Origin of the sequence: Enterococcus sp. NBRC 3427 (genome assembly GCF_007996925.1) — a bacterium.
Lineage (GTDB): Bacteria > Bacillota > Bacilli > Lactobacillales > Enterococcaceae > Enterococcus_B > Enterococcus_B lactis.
On record NZ_BJLL01000007.1, the window covers coordinates 56,317 to 73,787 of the forward strand.

Annotated in this window: 16 protein-coding genes and 1 riboswitch; of the genes, 1 reads left to right on the forward strand and 15 read right to left on the reverse strand. The window is 39.5% G+C overall.

Annotated elements, in window-relative coordinates; genetic code table 11:
• Positions 1-8: 8 nt before the first annotated feature.
• From purF to purC, 5 genes are read right to left on the reverse strand one after another with little or no spacing between them, the layout of a single operon-like run.
• Positions 9-1,448, reverse strand: coding sequence for an amidophosphoribosyltransferase (gene purF / locus ESP02_RS02900; RefSeq protein WP_002374411.1), 1,440 nt, complete (start codon positions 1,446-1,448; stop codon positions 9-11).
• The gene (purL, locus tag ESP02_RS02905; protein ID WP_038398854.1) at positions 1,433-3,655 is read right to left on the reverse strand and encodes a phosphoribosylformylglycinamidine synthase subunit PurL; all 2,223 of its coding nucleotides are present in this window, start codon (positions 3,653-3,655) and stop codon (positions 1,433-1,435) included. Before purL ends, purF begins: the two co-directional genes overlap by 16 nt.
• Complete coding sequence (gene purQ / locus ESP02_RS02910; RefSeq protein ID WP_002292228.1) at positions 3,656-4,327, reverse strand: phosphoribosylformylglycinamidine synthase subunit PurQ; 672 nt, start codon at positions 4,325-4,327, stop codon at positions 3,656-3,658.
• A gap of 1 nt (position 4,328) precedes the next feature.
• Positions 4,329-4,583 (reverse strand): phosphoribosylformylglycinamidine synthase subunit PurS, encoded by a 255-nt coding sequence (gene purS, locus ESP02_RS02915; protein ID WP_002309490.1) that lies wholly within the window; start codon positions 4,581-4,583, stop codon positions 4,329-4,331.
• Entirely contained in the window at positions 4,583-5,311 is a 729-nt protein-coding gene (gene purC / locus ESP02_RS02920; protein ID WP_002374406.1) for a phosphoribosylaminoimidazolesuccinocarboxamide synthase, read from the reverse strand. The genes purS and purC overlap by 1 nt, the downstream gene beginning before the upstream one ends.
• A gap of 255 nt (positions 5,312-5,566) precedes the next feature.
• Between purC and ESP02_RS02925 the strand changes: the two genes are divergently transcribed.
• Positions 5,567-5,944 carry a hypothetical protein gene (locus tag ESP02_RS02925; protein ID WP_038398851.1) on the forward strand — a complete coding sequence of 126 codons (378 nt, stop codon included), beginning with the start codon at positions 5,567-5,569 and terminating at the stop codon, positions 5,942-5,944.
• A gap of 166 nt (positions 5,945-6,110) precedes the next feature.
• Here ESP02_RS02925 and purB read toward each other — a convergent pair whose 3' ends face one another.
• The 10 genes from purB to ESP02_RS02975 all read right to left on the reverse strand — a co-directional run bounded on the left by purB (position 6,111) and on the right by ESP02_RS02975 (position 16,673).
• Positions 6,111-7,406, reverse strand: coding sequence for an adenylosuccinate lyase (gene purB, locus ESP02_RS02930; RefSeq protein ID WP_002374404.1), 1,296 nt, complete (start codon positions 7,404-7,406; stop codon positions 6,111-6,113).
• Between the two features lie 12 nt (positions 7,407-7,418).
• Entirely contained in the window at positions 7,419-8,543 is a 1,125-nt protein-coding gene (purK, locus tag ESP02_RS02935) for a 5-(carboxyamino)imidazole ribonucleotide synthase (RefSeq protein ID WP_025478491.1), read from the reverse strand.
• Complete coding sequence (purE, locus tag ESP02_RS02940; protein WP_002315162.1) at positions 8,536-9,024, reverse strand: 5-(carboxyamino)imidazole ribonucleotide mutase; 489 nt, start codon at positions 9,022-9,024, stop codon at positions 8,536-8,538. The genes purK and purE overlap by 8 nt, the downstream gene beginning before the upstream one ends.
• A gap of 234 nt (positions 9,025-9,258) precedes the next feature.
• The gene (locus ESP02_RS02945; protein ID WP_002292241.1) at positions 9,259-10,566 is read right to left on the reverse strand and encodes a nucleobase:cation symporter-2 family protein; all 1,308 of its coding nucleotides are present in this window, start codon (positions 10,564-10,566) and stop codon (positions 9,259-9,261) included.
• Positions 10,567-10,568: 2 nt separating this feature from the next.
• Complete coding sequence (locus ESP02_RS02950) at positions 10,569-11,150, reverse strand: xanthine phosphoribosyltransferase (RefSeq protein WP_002292242.1); 582 nt, start codon at positions 11,148-11,150, stop codon at positions 10,569-10,571.
• A 114-nt stretch (positions 11,151-11,264) separates the two neighbouring features.
• A riboswitch (purine riboswitch) is annotated at positions 11,265-11,362 on the reverse strand.
• A gap of 356 nt (positions 11,363-11,718) precedes the next feature.
• Complete coding sequence (locus tag ESP02_RS02955; protein WP_002374401.1) at positions 11,719-13,011, reverse strand: Gfo/Idh/MocA family protein; 1,293 nt, start codon at positions 13,009-13,011, stop codon at positions 11,719-11,721.
• Positions 13,008-13,631, reverse strand: a complete 624-nt coding sequence (locus ESP02_RS02960) for a hypothetical protein (protein WP_002374395.1) — start codon at positions 13,629-13,631, stop codon at positions 13,008-13,010. The genes ESP02_RS02955 and ESP02_RS02960 overlap by 4 nt, the downstream gene beginning before the upstream one ends.
• A gap of 2 nt (positions 13,632-13,633) precedes the next feature.
• Positions 13,634-14,470, reverse strand: coding sequence for a carbohydrate ABC transporter permease (locus ESP02_RS02965; protein WP_002292245.1), 837 nt, complete (start codon positions 14,468-14,470; stop codon positions 13,634-13,636).
• A gap of 16 nt (positions 14,471-14,486) precedes the next feature.
• Positions 14,487-15,374 (reverse strand): carbohydrate ABC transporter permease, encoded by an 888-nt coding sequence (locus tag ESP02_RS02970; protein WP_002374390.1) that lies wholly within the window; start codon positions 15,372-15,374, stop codon positions 14,487-14,489.
• A gap of 15 nt (positions 15,375-15,389) precedes the next feature.
• Positions 15,390-16,673 (reverse strand): ABC transporter substrate-binding protein, encoded by a 1,284-nt coding sequence (locus ESP02_RS02975; protein ID WP_002374388.1) that lies wholly within the window; start codon positions 16,671-16,673, stop codon positions 15,390-15,392.
• Positions 16,674-17,471: the final 798 nt, after the last annotated feature.

Below are 17,471 nucleotides of genomic sequence, written 5' to 3' on the forward strand. Positions count from 1 at the left end.
ATTTGCTTTTAAAAGAACGATACTTTTTCTTTTAGTGATTCCTGATATTTTTCTTCATAGTCATATAACGGCGTCGGATAATCTCCGTTGAAATAAGCCATACACAATCCTGAATACGGAGCATCTTTTTCCAGACCGATCGATTCGATCAGACCCTCTTCACTTAAAAAACCTAAAGAATCGGCACCGATACATTCTTTGATTTCATCAATCGTGTGATTGGCCGCAATGAGTTCTTTACGCGTTTGAATATCAATCCCATAAAAACATGGATATTTCAAAGGAGGAGAAGCAATCCTCACATGTACTTCTTTTGCTCCTGCTTCTTTCAAAAGATGGACGATCCGTCTGCTTGTCGTGCCCCGAACGATCGAATCATCAACCATAATCACCTTTTTCCCTTCCACTACCCCGCGTACAGCAGATAATTTCATTCGGACGCCTTGCTCTCTTAGCTCTGGCGTCGGCTGGATAAATGTTCGGGCAATGTATTGATTTTTTACTAATCCAATTTCGTAAGGGATACCGCTAGCTTCTGCATAACCGCTTGCGGCTGACAAAGAAGAATTAGGTACACCAACGACCATGTCTGCTTTTACTGGCGATTCTTTCGCTAAATTCCGTCCCATATTTTTCCGTGCAGTATGCACATTGATTCCTGCGATATTTGAATCCGGTCTGGCAAAATAGATATATTCCATCGAACAAATAGAAAGCTGCGTGTCCTTCGTAAAGCAATCAATCTGGATTCCTTCGTCATTGATGATCACTATCTCACCAGGCTGGACATCTCTTATAAAACGTGCCCCAATAACTTCTAATGCACAAGTTTCCGAGGCAATCACGTATGCTCCGTTTTTCATTTGTCCGATTGCTAATGGACGAAACCCATTTGGGTCCAAAGCGGCAATCATTGCCGTTTCTGTCATTAATAAATAGGCAAAGCCACCTTTGACTTCATTTAAAGCACTTTTCAATTTATTTAAAAAATCTGTTTCTTCACTTCGTCGGATCAAATGCATCAATATCTCCGTATCGGAGTTGGAATGGAAGATCGCCCCATTTTCCTCTAACTCTTTTCTAAGGGAACGAGCATTGATCAGGTTACCATTATGCGCTAAGCCGATCGACTGATCATGAAATTTGAATAGAAAAGGCTGAATATTGTCCACACTTCCATTGCCTGCTGTTGCATAACGTACATGTCCGATTGCAGCTTCTCCTGTTAACTGCTGCAATTTTCTTTCATCTTTGAATACCTCAGAAAGTAGACCCAGATCTCGATGACCCATGAGTTTTCCTCGATCATTGGACACGATACCCGCACCTTCTTGTCCTCGATGCTGAAGACTATGGAGCCCGAAGTATGCCACACTAGCGGCGTCTGGATGACCCCAAACACCGAAGATTCCGCATTCTTCATTTAAACTCTTCACTTCATAAGACATACGATTGCATCCTCCCAGCACTTTCTTGCTACTGCTGTTTCTATTTTGATTTGACCGTCAGTTGCTGAAATTTCGATTATCGCTTCATCCGTCACCTTACCTGCTAAAACAGCAGCATCTCCCATCATTTCTTCGAATCGTGTCTGGTTTTCCGGTGCAACTGTCAATACAAATCTTGATTGAGTTTCTGCAAACAATTGAGCAGAGGGCAAGCCAAACTGCACAGATAAACCTAGCTGATATTTGAAAGCTGATTCTGCCAGTGCAATTGCCAAGCCACCTTCTGAACAGTCATGGGCACTTTCGATCAATCCGTTTTGGATGGCTGTCAATACTAACTCCTGGTTTTTCTTTTCAACGGCTAGATCAAAGTTTCGAATCACCCCTTCGATTCTTCCAAGTTGCATCTTTTGTAATTCACTGCCATCAAAATCTGCAAACGTCTTGCCTAATATATAGATTAGATCCCCTGATTTTTTGAATTCCTGAGTAGTGATATGTTCATGATCCTCGATCAATCCGACCATACCGATCATCGGTGTTGGATAGATTGCTTGACCGTCCGTTTCATTATATAAAGAGACATTTCCTGAAATAACAGGAGTTCCTAACGTTTCACACGCAGCAGCAATGCCGTCAGCTGAAGTCGATAATTCCCAAAAAACTTCAGGTTTATCAGGAGAACCATAGTTCAAGCAGTCGGTGATCGCCAAGGGTCTACCACCGCTAGCAATGATATTTCTAGCTGCTTCTGCCACTGCTATCTGTCCTCCGACTTTTGGATCCAAATAGAGATAGCGAGCGTTGCAGTCTGTGGTCATCGCTAATGCTTTGTTCGTCCCTCTGACTCTCATCACAGCCGCATCGCTTCCTGGACAGACAACTGTATTGGTTTGTACTTGTGAATCATAAGTTTCGTAGACTGAACGTTTCGAAGCAATCGTCGGTTGTTGCAACAGATCAAGCAATACTTGTCCAGGTTCTTCAATAACCGGCTGATAAGGGGCCAACTGCTGAAAAACTGCGATTCGAGCTGGTTCTTTCATCTCTTTATGATAGACTGGCGCATCTTCAGCCAGCGCATCGACTGGCAGATTCGCTACTTCTTTCCCTTGATGATATAGACGATATTGCCCGTCGTCTGTTACTTTACCGATAGTGACTGCATCTAGATCATACTTCTGAAATAGTTCTTGGATTTTTTCTTCCTCTCCTGATTTGACACAAATCAACATCCGTTCTTGTGATTCCGATAGCATCATTTCATAAGGCGTCATTCCAGTTTCTCTTTGTGGGACTTCGTCTAATGTCAATATAAGTCCTGAACCAGCTTTTGAAGCCATTTCCGCACTAGATGAAACAAGTCCTGCTGCTCCCATATCCTGTATACCTACTAGAGAATCCGAATGATGCAAGATTAATTCCAAACACGCTTCAAGCAGCAGCTTTTCCATAAAAGGATCGCCTACTTGTACAGCAGAACGTTGCTGTTCTTCTTCTTGACTAAATTCTTCTGAGGCAAAAGTTGCGCCGTGGATGCCGTCGCGACCTGTTTTTGCTCCTACATACATGATCGAATTGCCGACACCAGCGGCTTGCCCTTTCTGGATATCTTTGTGTTCAATCAAACCTACACACATTGCATTGACTAATGGATTTCCTTCATAACAAGGATCAAATGCAATTTCACCACCTACAGTCGGTATGCCGATACAATTGCCATATCCGCCGATACCTGCAACTACTTCTTCTAGTAAATATTTTGTTTTTGGATTATCTAATTCGCCGAATCTCAATGAATCTAGCAACGCAATCGGACGAGCCCCCATGCTGAAAATATCTCTGATGATTCCGCCAACTCCTGTCGCAGCTCCTTCATAAGGCTCCACGGCTGAGGGATGGTTGTGACTTTCTGCTTTGAAGACAACTGCTAGTCCATCACCGATGTCGACGATACCTGCGCCTTCTCCAGGGCCTTGCAAGACATGAGGTCCACTAGTAGGAAATTTGCGTAGAACCGGTTTAGAATTTTTATAGGAACAATGTTCGCTCCACATAACAGAAAACAGTCCAGTTTCCGTATAATTAGGCATTCTTCCTAAGATATCTTCTTCGATCATTCGATATTCTTCATCAGTCAATCCCCATTCGGCATAGATTCTTTTTTTCTTGATCTCTTCAGCTGTCGGTTCATTCAATGTTTTCATCTATACGGTCACCTTTCCGAAGTTTTTTAAAATGGAAGCAAAGAACCGTTTCCCATCTTCTGATCCTAGCAAGTCTTCTACTGCACGTTCTGGATGAGGCATCATTCCTAACACATTCCCCGCTTTATTCGTAATCCCTGCAATGTTTTCCACGCTGCCGTTGATGTTGTCATTATAAGTAAAGACGATCTGATTATTTTCCTTTAGTTCTTCAAGTGTTTCTTCGTCACAGAAATAATTTCCTTCCCCGTGAGCAACTGGAAGAGAGATTATTTCATCTGCTTCATATTCTGAAGTAAAGGCCGTCTTAGGATTGACTTTCAATGGTACAGTTTTACAAATAAAATGCAGAGACTCATTTCGTCTCAGTACACCTGGCAATAGTCCAGCTTCTGTCAATATCTGGAATCCATTACATGTACCGAATACGGGTTTCCCTTCTTCAGCAAAACGAATCACTTCTTCCATGATTGTAGAAAACCGAGCAATCGCACCGCATCTCAAATAGTCACCATAGGAGAATCCTCCCGGCAGTAAAACCCCATCAAATCCTTCTAAAGAGGACTCATCATGCCGTACAAATTCAGCATCAGCGCCCATGATCTCGCGAACTGCCCATAACATATCTGCGTCACAATTTGAACCTGGAAAAACGATGACCGCAAATTTCATGTTATACTTCCTCCATTTTTTTGATTTCATATCGGTATGTTTCCATATTTACATTTGCAAGCAACTTGTCACAAATCGTTTCAATCACTGTATCGATTGGTTCTTCTGTATCAGCAAGTTGTATCTCAAAGTATTTTCCGATACGGATATCTTCGATTGTTTCATATCCCATACGATGGACTGCTTTTTTTACTGCCTCTCCTTGAGGATCTAACACTGAATCTTTATAGGTTACATAAACTTTTACGAAATACATCATACTCGCTCCTTTTCTTCAGTTAGTTCCGATAGACGGTTATATACTTCTTGATAGACTGGAATCAGATCACCTAAGCCTCTGCGGTAAACGTCTTTGTCCATATGTTCATTCGTACGTTCATCCCATAATCGGCAAGTATCCGGTGTTACTTCGTCCGCAAGTAATATTTTTTCATTCGACCGACCAAACTCTAGCTTGAAATCTACTAAAACCAGACCAACCTTAGCGAATAATTCGATCAAAATTTTATTGATAGCTAATGCTTGGGTTTTCAGCTCACTGATTTCTTCCGGTTTTGCCAGTTGCAAGAAATAGATATGCTCTTCATTGACAAAAGGATCATCCAACTGATCATCCTTATAGTAGAATTCAACGATTGGCTCGATTAATTTTTTGCCTTCAGGAACACCTAGACGTTTTGAGAAACTTCCTGCTGCAATATTTCGGATAACCACTTCCAGAGGGATGATTTGTACTTTTTTTACTAATTGTTCGGTTTTAGACAATTGTTCAATAAAATGATTTTTTATTCCTCGCTGGGTCAGATAGCGGAAAATCGTACTTGTGATTTGATTATTCAATTCTCCTTTCCCACTTATCTGATCTTTCCTCGCGCCATTCAACGCAGTCGCCTGATCTAAGTATTCTACCCAAATCAAGTTTTCATCAGAGGTAAGATATAATTTTTTGGCTTTCCCTTCGTACAGAAGTTCTTTTTTCTCCATGTCTGACTCTCCTTTTTATTTACATTGAAAGCAAATACATCGATTTTTGTTCGTGTTTTCACTTTGAATTTTAACAATCATCTTTTTAGAAATCAATATAAATATGTACATCAAAGGCATTAGATTCTTTTAATGTTCGTGTTTTGTTGTAAGTGTAAAAATTCCCTCATCAACAAGCGTTTACATTTATATATAATGATGGTATATTGAAATTAACTAAAAATTTGGATAACTGGATCGAGGAGGCACTTGCCGATGGAAGATGCAATAAAACAAGGTCAGCTTTTTTTATCAGAATTAACGGCTGAAGAACGTTCCTGTCTATATAATGATTTATTGTCAATCAAAGACGTTTATTTATGCAATAAAGATACTAGTTTTTATACCTTTCGGAAAATCCGCCGAGCAGCTAAGCGTTGCGCTGAATGCCGTAAAAGGACTTTTAGTTATCGGACAGAACACAAAGGCGAACTTTTAATCAGTCAGATCCACGAACAGAAACGTTTCAAAAATCACTATCGTATCCAGATCTTATTTAATGGACAAGAGATGGAATATACTTTTCTCGAAAATTTGCTGCAACATCTCCATAACCAGCATTTTAGTTATAATAGCCAAGCCATTTACGCTTAATTCCTCTATTTTTTGTATGTAAAGAGGTAGTCGCTTTTAAAATCAGGTTCCTATTATTGATAAGAAAACATAATAAACTAAAAGAAGCAGAACCGCTAACGGATCTGCTTCTTTTTTGGTTATTTTTGCTATTCTATTTTAATTGAATTTTGCAACTCACTCTTCTTTATTCCAAACCTACTCGTTTGAATATCACGTCAACGTTTTTCAAATGATGATGATAATCAAAGGCATCGTCTATTTCTTCTTTAGATAATACCGATGTGATGGTCGGATCTTCTTCTAACAGCGGGCGGAACTGAACTTGGTTGTCCCAAGCGTACGCAGTTTTTGGCTGAACAAGATCATAAGCTTCTTCTCTTGTCATTCCCTTATCGATCAATTTCAGCATAACGCGCTGGCTATAAATCAAACCAAATGTTGCAGACATATTCCGCTTCATGTTTTCAGGAAAGACCGTTAGATTTTTAACGATATTGCCAAAACGATTTAACATGTAATTCAATAAAATCGTGGTATCAGGCAAGATGATTCGTTCGGCTGAAGAATGAGAAATATCTCTTTCATGCCATAATGTGACATTTTCATAGGCAGTGACCATGTGTCCGCGCACCACTCTGGCTAGACCAGCCATATTTTCTGAACCGATCGGATTCCTTTTGTGTGGCATAGCAGAAGAACCTTTTTGACCTTTCGCAAAAAACTCTTCTACTTCACGTGTTTCAGACTTTTGCAATCCGCGTATCTCTGTTGCAAAGCGTTCAATACTTGTAGCAATAAGCGCCATCGCTGAGAAATATTCAGCATGGAGATCCCGAGGGAGAACTTGAGTAGAGATTTCTTGCGGACGGATCCCCAATTGTTTACATACATACTCTTCAATAAATGGCGGGATATTTGCGAACGTCCCCACTGCTCCTGAGATTTTTCCTGCTTCTACTCCTTTTGCCGCATGTTCGAATCGTTCGATGTTCCGTTTCATTTCTGAATACCATGTGGCAAGTTTCAATCCAAAAGTAGTTGGTTCAGCATGGACACCGTGTGTTCGACCCATCATCACTGTATATTTGTGTTCTTTTGCTTTTTCGCCAATGATTTCCGTAAAACGTTTCAAGTCTGCCCGTAAAATATCATTTGCTTGCTTGATGAGATAGCCATAAGCAGTATCTACGACATCCGTACTTGTTAGACCATAATGGACCCATTTTCTTTCTTCTCCCAATGTTTCAGAAACTGCTCGTGTAAAAGCAACGACATCATGGCGTGTTGATTTTTCGATTTCCAAGATCCGATCGATATCAAATGATGCATGCTCACGGATTTTTTTCACATCTTCTTGCGGGATTTCACCAAGTTCTGCCCAAGCTTCATCTGCTAAAATCTCGACTTCGAGCCACGCACGGTATTTGTTCTCTTCCGTCCAGATATTCCCCATTTCAGGGCGTGTATAACGTTCTAACATGTTTTTTCTCCTCTAATCCCAAATATTCGTTTGTTTGATTTCTTCCAGCGTTTGCTGGATGTCTTCTGTCAAGATAGTGATATGTCCCATCTTGCGACCTTTTTTCGCTTGTTTTTTTCCATAGAAATGGAATTGCCAGTCTGGCTTATTCTCAATCAAGCGATAGCTTTCCAACAGTTGTTCTCCCAAAACATTGACCATCACTGCATTGCTTGTCAGACGCACTTTTTCTCCTAATGGCCAGCCGCAAATACCTCGAATATGGGCATCGAACTGACTCATAGAACAAGCTTCGATAGAATAATGTCCAGAATTGTGAGGACGAGGAGCTAATTCATTCACATATAGCCCGCCTGTTTTTGTTAAAAACATTTCTACCCCTAAAACACCTGAAAGGCTTACTGCTTCTGCAATCACACGGGCAATACGCTCAGCCTCCTCGACCACATCCTGATCAATCGCGGCTGGAGCAATCGTTTCGTGCAGAATATTGTTTCGATGGATGTTTTCCACGACCGGAAAAGTTGTGAAATCTCCTTGTCCATTTCCTGCCACCATGATCGAAATTTCTTTTTCAAATGGGATCCAAGCTTCTAAAACACAGGTTCCTTCTCTTAAAAGATCCATTGCAGGGGCCAAGTCTGCCCGACTTTTCAAAACATACTGCCCCTTGCCATCATAACCGCCTCGAGTGGTTTTCAAAACGCAGGGATAACCGATCCCGTCAATCGCATCTTGGATATCTGTCGGACTGACGATCGTTGCATAAGGAGCAATCACGATGTTGTTCGTTTCCAAAAAAGATTTTTCCAATAGGCGGTCTTGCGTAATCGCAAGCAAGTCTGTCCCTTGAGGAATAAATGACATGGGTAAGATCGCATTTAGCGCCTCTACACTGACATTTTCAAATTCATAGGTAATGACATCTGTTCTTCTAGCAAGCTCTTTCAGCGCAAAGGTGTCATCATAGACACTTTCAATGTGCCAATCTGCAACTTGTGCGGCTGGACAATCACTTACAGGATCCAGCACACCTACTTTAAAGCCCATTTCTTTTGCACTAATCGCCATCATACGACCTAATTGACCGCCGCCGACGATCCCGATCGTTGAACCAGGCAACAAAGGTTTAACCAAGTTGATCACTACTTTCTATAACAGTTTTAGCCAACATTGAACGTCTTTCAGCCAATTTAGCCTCCAATTCTAAATCATACATGGAAAGCATCTGTATCGCAAGTAGTCCAGCATTAATTGCTCCAGCTTTTCCGATTGCCGTAGTAGCCACAGGCACGCCTCCAGGCATTTGAACAATCGACAGAAGCGAATCTAAACCATTTAATGTTCGTGATTGGACCGGTACGCCGATAACCGGCAAAGTTGTTTTTGCCGCAACCATCCCCGGTAGATGGGCGGCTCCACCTGCTCCTGCAATAATGATTTTGATTCCTTTTTCTCGAGCGCTTTGTGCATATTCAAACATCAAATCTGGTGTGCGATGAGCAGAAACGACTTTTTTTTCATAAGACACACCGAATTCTTCCAATATTTGACATGCTTCTTTCATTGTTTCCCAATCTGAAGTACTCCCCATAATCACAGAGATTTTTGCTGTCATTGTTTTTCCTCCCAGTTTTTCTACACCCATATTTTAACAATCGTATTTTTTGATGTCAAAGAAATTTCGAATATTAATAAAGAAAATCATTTTATTGTTCGTGTTTGTCTAATACATAAAAAAGGATGTGACAAAAGTGATGTCACATCCTTTTTTTTAGTATAAATGGTATTCAATCAGCTGACCCTCGATATTCACTCAAAACGCTGGTTTCACAACTTTTCTTTTACTTCATTATTTTTTGAAGGCTTCTTCTACTATTTCTTCATCTTTTTTTAAACCATTAAAGATCAGATTCAATATGATAGCCGTAATACTACTCATTACGATGCCATTGCCAGTGAACATTTGCAATGTTTGAGGCATTTGACTGAATAATGTCGGCGTAATATTGAAACCTAGCCCAAATCCAACAGAAACAGCAACAATCAATAGATTTTTATCATTGCTGAAATCAACTTCCAACAGCATACGGATTCCTTGGACTGCCACCATCCCGAACATGACTAACATTCCTCCACCAAGTACCGGCTCAGGAATGATTTGTGCTAGCGCACCGATTTTAGGGAATAATCCTAAAACAATCAAGAAGAACGCAGAGAAGTAGATAGGTTTTCTCGTTTTGATACCCGAAAGTTGAACCAATCCGACATTTTGAGAAAAGCCTGTGTAAGGGAATGTATTAAAAATACCGCCTAAGATAACGGCAAGTCCTTCTGCACGATATCCTTTTTTCAATTCTTCTTCTCCAACATTCTTCCCAGTAATGTCACCAAGCGCAAAATATACACCCGTTGATTCTACCATGCTGACCATAGAAATGATGATCATCAGTAAAATCGACCATACATCAAAAGTTGGCTTACCAAAATAAAAGGGTTGTGGGACATGGAACAACGGTGCATCTCCAATCGCACTCAGATCGATCATTCCCATGAAAGCAGCTAAGATGCTTCCACCGACTAAACCAATCAATACCGCGATGGAACGAATGAACCCTTTTGCCAACATTTGCACACCTACAATGAGGAGAATCGTCACAAATGCAAGTAGTAGATTTGTTTTGTCACCAAAATCAGCCGCTGTTGCATTACCGCCACCCATTTTTTCAATTGCTACTGGAATCAATGTCAAACCAATAACGGTGATAACCGTTCCTGTTACTAAAGGCGGGAATAATTTCTTGATTTTAGAAAAGATACCTGAAACTAACACGACAAAGATACCTGAAGCGATAATAGATCCATAAATAGCTCCTACTCCTTCATTAGTTCCGATCAAGATCAGCGGAGCTACTGCTTGGATTGCACATCCTAAAACAACAGGCAAGCCAATTCCGAAAAATCGGTTAACGGTCAATTGCAATAATGTTGCTAATCCACACATAAAGATATCAATTGAAATCAAGTAAGTCATCTGTTCTTGATTAAAGCCTAGTCCTGTACCGATCAAAAGAGGCACCGCTACTGCTCCTGCATACATCGCTAACAGATGCTGCAGCCCTAAAACCGCGGCTTTTCCATTTTGTGTTTCTTTTTCCACGATTATGCGTCCTCCTCAAGAAACTCAACTTGTCCATTCGTCAAGGAAGCGATACGTGCAAGAGAAACGACTCTCAATCCCATTTCTTCAAGCAACTGACGTCCATCTTGGAAAGACTTTTCAATGACGATCCCTATTCCTTCTACTTGAGCTCCAGCTTGCTGGCATAATTCAATCAATCCTTTTGCCGCTTGTCCGTTTGCCAAGAAATCGTCAATAATCAATACTTTATCTTCTGAAGATAAGAATTTACGAGAAATAGAAATCGTACTTGTCACTTGTTTCGTAAAAGAATAAACAGAAGCCGTCAATAATTCTTCATCCATCGTCAAGCTTTTTGCTTTTCTGGCGAAGATCATTGGAACACCTAATTCTTTTGCAGCAAATAAAGCTGGTGCGATCCCAGAAGCTTCAATGGTCACAACTTTCGTGATTCCTTGTTCTTTAAATACTTCTGCAAACCGTTGTCCCATTTGTTCCATCAATACAGGGTCTACTTGGTGAGTGACGAAACTGTCGACTTTTAGTACGCCCTCGCCTAATATACGTCCGTCTTTTTGAATACGTTCAACTAATTCTTTCACTTTATTTGCTCCTTTATCATTTATTAATACCAAAAAACCGCTTTTGTGCAAAAACCTACTATGTTTCTGTTAAAGAAAAACACCCTCCACTTTATCATAAGAAAAGAAGGGTGAAATAGCCAATCTTTTACTTATAGTCCAGCATTTACGGTACTGGCTAGAAACTGTCATCCATATTATGACGATATATAAGTAGGTATGTAAAACTAATAATAGTGTAAAATCATTTTCTTGCAACTGTTTTGCACGTGAAGGCAGTTTGACATATTTGAATAAAGAATGTTGTTTCAAATATTGAAAATAGTCTAACACTACTTTCTGAAACTGACAACGTGGTTTACTTATTTTTTTGTAAAATCTAATGATTTTTAATGCATTACTCCTTTTTGTTCGGGTTTAAATAGTTATTTTTATTTTCACTTATCCAAAAATTCTATTCCACACAAAAAGGATTGTGAAAAAAAACGTACCACAACCCTTTTTTCGAATAAACAGTGTTCCAAAGACAATCTACGGCAATAGCGCACAGATTTATAACGTACGGGAAATAATTTTCGTAAATTCCTTCTTATTCCTTGAAGCTGACAAGTTCATCAATCGCCACTGCTTTTCCGGAAGCAATAGAGTGGTTTGCTGCAATTCCTGTCAAGATCGACAGGATACCATCTACGTGAGTTGCTGCTCGATTCCACGGATCTTCTTCCTTTACTTCGCCAAACAGATCATCCAACAGACGTGGATCTCCTCCGCCATGTCCGCCTGCTTCTTGTTCAACGATTACCTCATAGGGTTCACCGAACATCGGATAGACCTGGATGGACTGAAGAACGGCTGCTCCCTCATCTTTTTTATCTCCACCAGCGTTGATATAGGACTTTTCGATCACTTTCATTTCGATCCGGCCTTTGCTGCCATTAAAAGAAACATTGAATCCTTCCCACGGCATATACGCATTTAGCGAATACGTCAATATCGTACCAGTCTCATATTTGACTGTCACTCCTAATGTATCTTCAATAGAGATATCATCAGAAAATACACTGCGATCACGAATGTATCCACTGTCTTCTTCTGCTTCCAAATACATTTCTCGTAATTCCTCATTGGCTGATAGATCTATAGCAAATGGATCATTTTTGGCTAGTTCGCTTCCATAGCATCGACTGTAAAATGTTTCTACTCCGCGTTTTTCCGCATTATGCATTCCATAAAAATTCAATCCACCAAATGCGAATACCTTTTTTGGATGGCTACTCAACCAAAAGTTCACCAGATCAAAATGATGGGTAGATTTGTGCACGAGAAGTCCGCCACTATTGTGTTTATTTCGATGCCATCTTCTGAAATAATCTGCCCCGTGCTGCGTATTCAGCAACCATTCAAAGTGGATAGAGAAAACATCGCCGATTATGTCTTTTTCCAGCAGTTCCTTTATCTTCGTATGATATGGCGCATAACGATAATTGAAAGTGACTCGCAGATTCCTTCCCGTTTGTTTTTGAACAGTTATTATTTCTTGCGCTTTTTCCTCATCAATAGTCAGAGGTTTTTCGCAAATAACATCATACCCTTTTCTCATTGCACGGATGATATAATCATGATGCGTTCGATCTACTGACGTAATAATGACTTCATCTGGACGTACATCATCCAGTAGCTGTTCAAATTGCGATGGCATACATGTCTTTACTTTCTTCTGTCCATACTTGTTCACAAGTACTCGATTTGCATAATCCATTCTTGTTTGAGACACATCACAAAAACCGACCAGTTCACAAGTTTGATGATACGTAGAGGCAATTGCCTCATAAAAAAAGCGAGCTCTTCCGCCAAGACCGACTTGTACATATTTTTTCTTCATTTAAACTCATTCTCCTTTTCTTTTAACCAGCATGCTGTGACAAATGGCAGTCCAGGATACAGCAATGCAGCAAGTAAAAAATCATACTGTATACACCAAAACAGCCCATACAAAAGACAGAAATACCACAGAAACCCTTTGACATTTTTTGACAACAGCCAGATATTCCTTTTGATCAAATAAATAAGACTATCTGCTTTCTCTTCTTTGCAGACATCAATTAGCGTACTAAAAAAACCATGGGATACAAAAAGCAACAGACACAATAGAAAAGGAATCAGATACCAAGCATCAGCCTTTTCTATGAACAAATACCAATCAGCTGCAAAAATAAGAACGAACAGCTGAAACAACGCAACAATGAAACATAACCTTTTGATTTTTTCTTTCCGCCAACCTACCTTCTTTTCCGCCAAATAATGGGCAGATAGATAATAAGCAGGATACATCATCAAAAAATAAATCAGATAGACAACATGAGCAGAAAGCGTTAATCCTAAAGTAAAAAAACATCCTAGGAAAAAAGCGAAAAGACCATGACTGATAAGACTGGTTAAAAAAATCCGACAGAAATAGTAGTTGATCTTGTAAAGAAACATCTCCTCTATTGGCTTTTTCATATTCAGCCTTTCAAGCCGCTTGTACTGATTCCTTGGACGAGATATTTATTGAAGAATAAGAAAATCAGAAAAACCGGCAGCAGAGACAGCGTAGACATCGCAAACATACTGGCATAAGTCGTGCTAGATCCAGCATCTGCAAATAATTTGATGGCAATCGATACGGTATAAGATCTCGGCTTGTTCAAATAGATCAGCGGTCCCATAAAGTCATCCCATTTCCAATAAAACTGGATAATGATCGTGGTGATGATCGAAGGTTTTAGCAAAGGAAAAATAATTTTGGTAAAGACACTATATTTGCTGCATCCGTCAATAATCGCTGATTCATCTAACTCTTTAGGGATACCGACCATGAATTGCATAATCTGATAAATAAAAAATGCTTGTCCAAAAAAGTGCGGTAAAATCAGCGGCACATACGTACCAACTAAATTCAGCCGATTGTAAATAATAAACTGCGGAATCAAAATCACTTGTGCAGGAATCATCATCGTTACTAACATGACGACGAACCAGAACCTTTTTCCTTTGAAATCGATCCTCGATAATGCGTAAGCAATACAAGTCGAGCTCAGCACTGTCCCGATCGTTGATACCGCAGAGATGACAAACGAATTCTTAAAGAACGTGAAAAATGAGATTCCAGCAAAACCTGCCCATCCTTCTGCGTAATTTTCCCATCGAAAAGTTTCTGGAATCAAATTCAGTGAACCACTCAGAATCTCTTGATCCGTTTTAAAAGAACCTGCGATCATCCACAAGACTGGATAAATCATGACTAGACCTAATAGCAAAATAAACCCGTACTGGAACCATTTCATTACTGTTTTATTCATTTTTTCCTCCTCCCGTTCACACAACGACCCATTTTTGTGATGATTTGAAAATCAGAAAGGTAACAGCGCCCATGATCAACAGCATGATCCACGAAATAGCACTAGCATACCCCATAGAATTAAAAGAGAATGCTTGGTTATACACATAAAGAGCATAAAAGTTCGTGGCATCATTCGGACCACCTTGGGTAATGATGAACGCTTGCGTGAAAGTCATAAACGCTGCAATCGTCTGCATGACTAAGTTATACAAAATGATTGGCGAAAGAAGAGGTAGCGTGATCTTGTAAAACGACTGCCATTTATTCGCTCCATCGATCTCTGCCGCTTCATAATACGAGGCTGGGATCTCTTTGATACCTGCAGCAAAGATGATCATTGCCGAACCGAATTGCCAAGCAGACATCAAAACAAGAGGGATCATGACCAATTTTTGATCGCCAAACCAGGAAAGTGCTGGTGCGCCTAGTCGTTCTAGAAAAATATTCACTAACCCATTTTTAGAAAACAATTCCCGCCACACTAGAGCAATAGAAATACTGCCGCCAATCAAACTAGGTACATAATACAAAGAACGAAAGAAAGTCGTCCATTTGATATTTCTCGTTAAAAGATAAGCAATCAATAGACCAAAGATCAGTTTCACAGGCACAGAGGCAAATACATAGAGAAAAGTAACTCGAATGGAGTTCAAAAAACGAGCATCACTTAGCATTTTTATATAATTATCCAAGCCGATCCATGAGACTGGATTCCCCAGACGATAATCGGTGAACGAATAATAAAGAGACAAGATCATCGGTATTACCGTTATCAATAGAAATCCTAGAATAAATGGAGAAGCAAATACGTAACCGACCACGTTATCTTGATTCATGAATCGTTTTAGTTTTTCTTTTTTCATGCTTTCCTCCTGTTACTATTCCAGAATGTTTGAAGCAAACTCATAAAGACTCTCTGCTGCTTCTTCTGCCGTCATTTCTTCATAGATAACTTTTTCTACTAAAAGATTGTATTGATCTTGGATTTCCGGATTTAAAGCGCTATCAAAAACGTTTACTTCACCGTTGTCCATATCGGAGATCATTTCTAAATAGTCGAATGTCGCTTGTAAAGTTGTATCATCTGTCTGAGCGAGTTGTTCTCGAATATTGGACATGATTGGTACACCGCGTTCTCCTTTTAAAATCTCATTGGCTTCTTCACTGTTTTGGAAGAAATCAATAAATTTAGCCGCTTCTTCTTTGTGCGCTGAATTTCTTGCCATACTCAGCATTTGCGAAGAACGTAAAGGAATACCAGATTCTCCATCTGCTTTTCTGCGAGGGGGATTAATCAATCGAATTTCCATGTCTTCAGGAGCGCCTGACAAAATTTCTGTCAACTGGTTACTTGATAGAAAAATCATCGCTGCTTCGCTATCTCTAACTGCCTGAAAAGACAGATCTGTCGTACTTGCAGCTCCACCACCCGGTTCTGGATGGGCACCTTTGTCTACCAGATTTTTACGCAGCTGGAAAAAATCTGTTAAATAATCCGGATTTTCGAATCCCAAGCTGTTAGATAAATCCTCCTGATTATAAAAATTCAATCCTTTTTCAACTTGCGGTATTTGAATAATACAGCCAGCTATAAAATCTTCGAACCTTGAAATAGCATAGATCCCTAATTCTTCAGTAATTTGATAGCTGATTTGCTCAAATTCTTCCCATGTCCAATTGGAAGCAGGTTCAGGGATACCTAATTGTTCAAATATATTTTTATTGTAAGCAATCGCAAACGAGTTCACCCCGTTGGACAGTCCAACTAATTGTCCGTCGTAAATCGTCGTTGCCAAATAGGATTCATCCGCATTAGAAACATCAATTATCCCTTGATCCACATATTCATCTAATGGTTCAATCTGATTGATGTATTGAGGAAATTGATTATTTAATTGAAAAATATCCCAGATATCATTTGATGCTGCTAGCGTACCTAATTTTGTGTAATATCCTTCATAATCATAGAATTCATACTCGATCGTCACATGAGGATTTTTTTCTTCGTAAAGCTCGATTACTTTTACCGTTGCATCGTGTCGAACTTGTGAACCCCACCAAGCCATGTTCAACGTGATTTTTTCGTCATCCTCTTGCCCACAAGCCGTCAAGAATAATAACATAACACTTAATGCTAAGATGATTCTCATTTTTTTCTTCATTTCCTACACCTCTACTTCCATTGACATTTTTCAATATACTGTATTTTTATACAGTATATATTTATAAAACCATCTTTTTTAAAGGCGAATAAAAACCAAGGCTTGCCTTTTTGTTCTGCCTAGGATGAACAACTCAATACTTTCAAGGAAAATTAGATAGTGCTGATTCTTTTTCCATTGCTACAAATACTTCTTGCTTCAATGATGGGAGGATAATTGCGCAAAGAAAAAAGGATATCAGACAACCGTCCAATATCCTTGACATAGCTAAATAAGCGTGCCACTCTGCGTATATTATTCCCTAAAAAATCAGAAAAAATAACTAGTAATTCTGTATGAAATTAGGTACAATATACACGTCGATGCACAAGCATTGACTATGGCAACTTGATTGGTCAGTTCCCGCTGACTTTTCAAGCCCCGGTGATTTAGCTGCTACTAAATTGCCGGGTGCCTTTTTTAGTTTTTATTCGTTTTTCATTCTATAGAAAGCGCTTCAATAAATCAAGACATTTTTTTGACGTAAAGCTAATAATAACAACAGATTTCGACTATTTATATGTACATTACAGATAAAAAAACAAAAAAATCTTCTTTTATTTCTGAATTTCGAACAAATAGGACCAAGTATAAAAGAGGTCGTGAGCCTGCCGTTCAGCTCCGAGTCACAAGGAACAATTTTAAAAAAACAGCTTCCCATGTTTGATGAATATTGTGAATTGTGACCGAGGAATTGGTAGGAGAACACTGTTTATCCGGAAAAAGAGCGAGGGACAAAAGTAAATAACACTTTTGGCT

Bases quoted from the DNA above. Each gene is read 5' to 3' on its own strand.
- ESP02_RS02965 (WP_002292245.1), bottom strand. From the start codon at position 14,470: ATGAATAAAACAGTAATGAAATGGTTCCAGTACGGGTTTATTTTGCTA.
- purB (WP_002374404.1), bottom strand. From the start codon at position 7,406: ATGTTAGAACGTTATACACGCCCTGAAATGGGGAATATCTGGACGGAA.
- purQ (WP_002292228.1), bottom strand. From the start codon at position 4,327: ATGAAATTTGCGGTCATCGTTTTTCCAGGTTCAAATTGTGACGCAGAT.
- ESP02_RS02975 (WP_002374388.1), bottom strand. From the start codon at position 16,673: ATGAAGAAAAAAATGAGAATCATCTTAGCATTAAGTGTTATGTTATTA.
- ESP02_RS02955 (WP_002374401.1), bottom strand. From the start codon at position 13,011: ATGAAGAAAAAATATGTACAAGTCGGTCTTGGCGGAAGAGCTCGCTTT.
- purE (WP_002315162.1), bottom strand. From the start codon at position 9,024: ATGACAGCAAAAATCTCTGTGATTATGGGGAGTACTTCAGATTGGGAA.
- ESP02_RS02970 (WP_002374390.1), bottom strand. From the start codon at position 15,374: ATGAAAAAAGAAAAACTAAAACGATTCATGAATCAAGATAACGTGGTC.
- purL (WP_038398854.1), bottom strand. From the start codon at position 3,655: ATGAAAACATTGAATGAACCGACAGCTGAAGAGATCAAGAAAAAAAGA.
- purS (WP_002309490.1), bottom strand. From the start codon at position 4,583: ATGTATTTCGTAAAAGTTTATGTAACCTATAAAGATTCAGTGTTAGAT.
- ESP02_RS02960 (WP_002374395.1), bottom strand. From the start codon at position 13,631: ATGAAAAAGCCAATAGAGGAGATGTTTCTTTACAAGATCAACTACTAT.
- purF (WP_002374411.1), bottom strand. From the start codon at position 1,448: ATGTCTTATGAAGTGAAGAGTTTAAATGAAGAATGCGGAATCTTCGGT.
- purC (WP_002374406.1), bottom strand. From the start codon at position 5,311: ATGGAGAAAAAAGAACTTCTGTACGAAGGGAAAGCCAAAAAATTATAT.
- ESP02_RS02925 (WP_038398851.1), top strand. From the start codon at position 5,567: ATGGAAGATGCAATAAAACAAGGTCAGCTTTTTTTATCAGAATTAACG.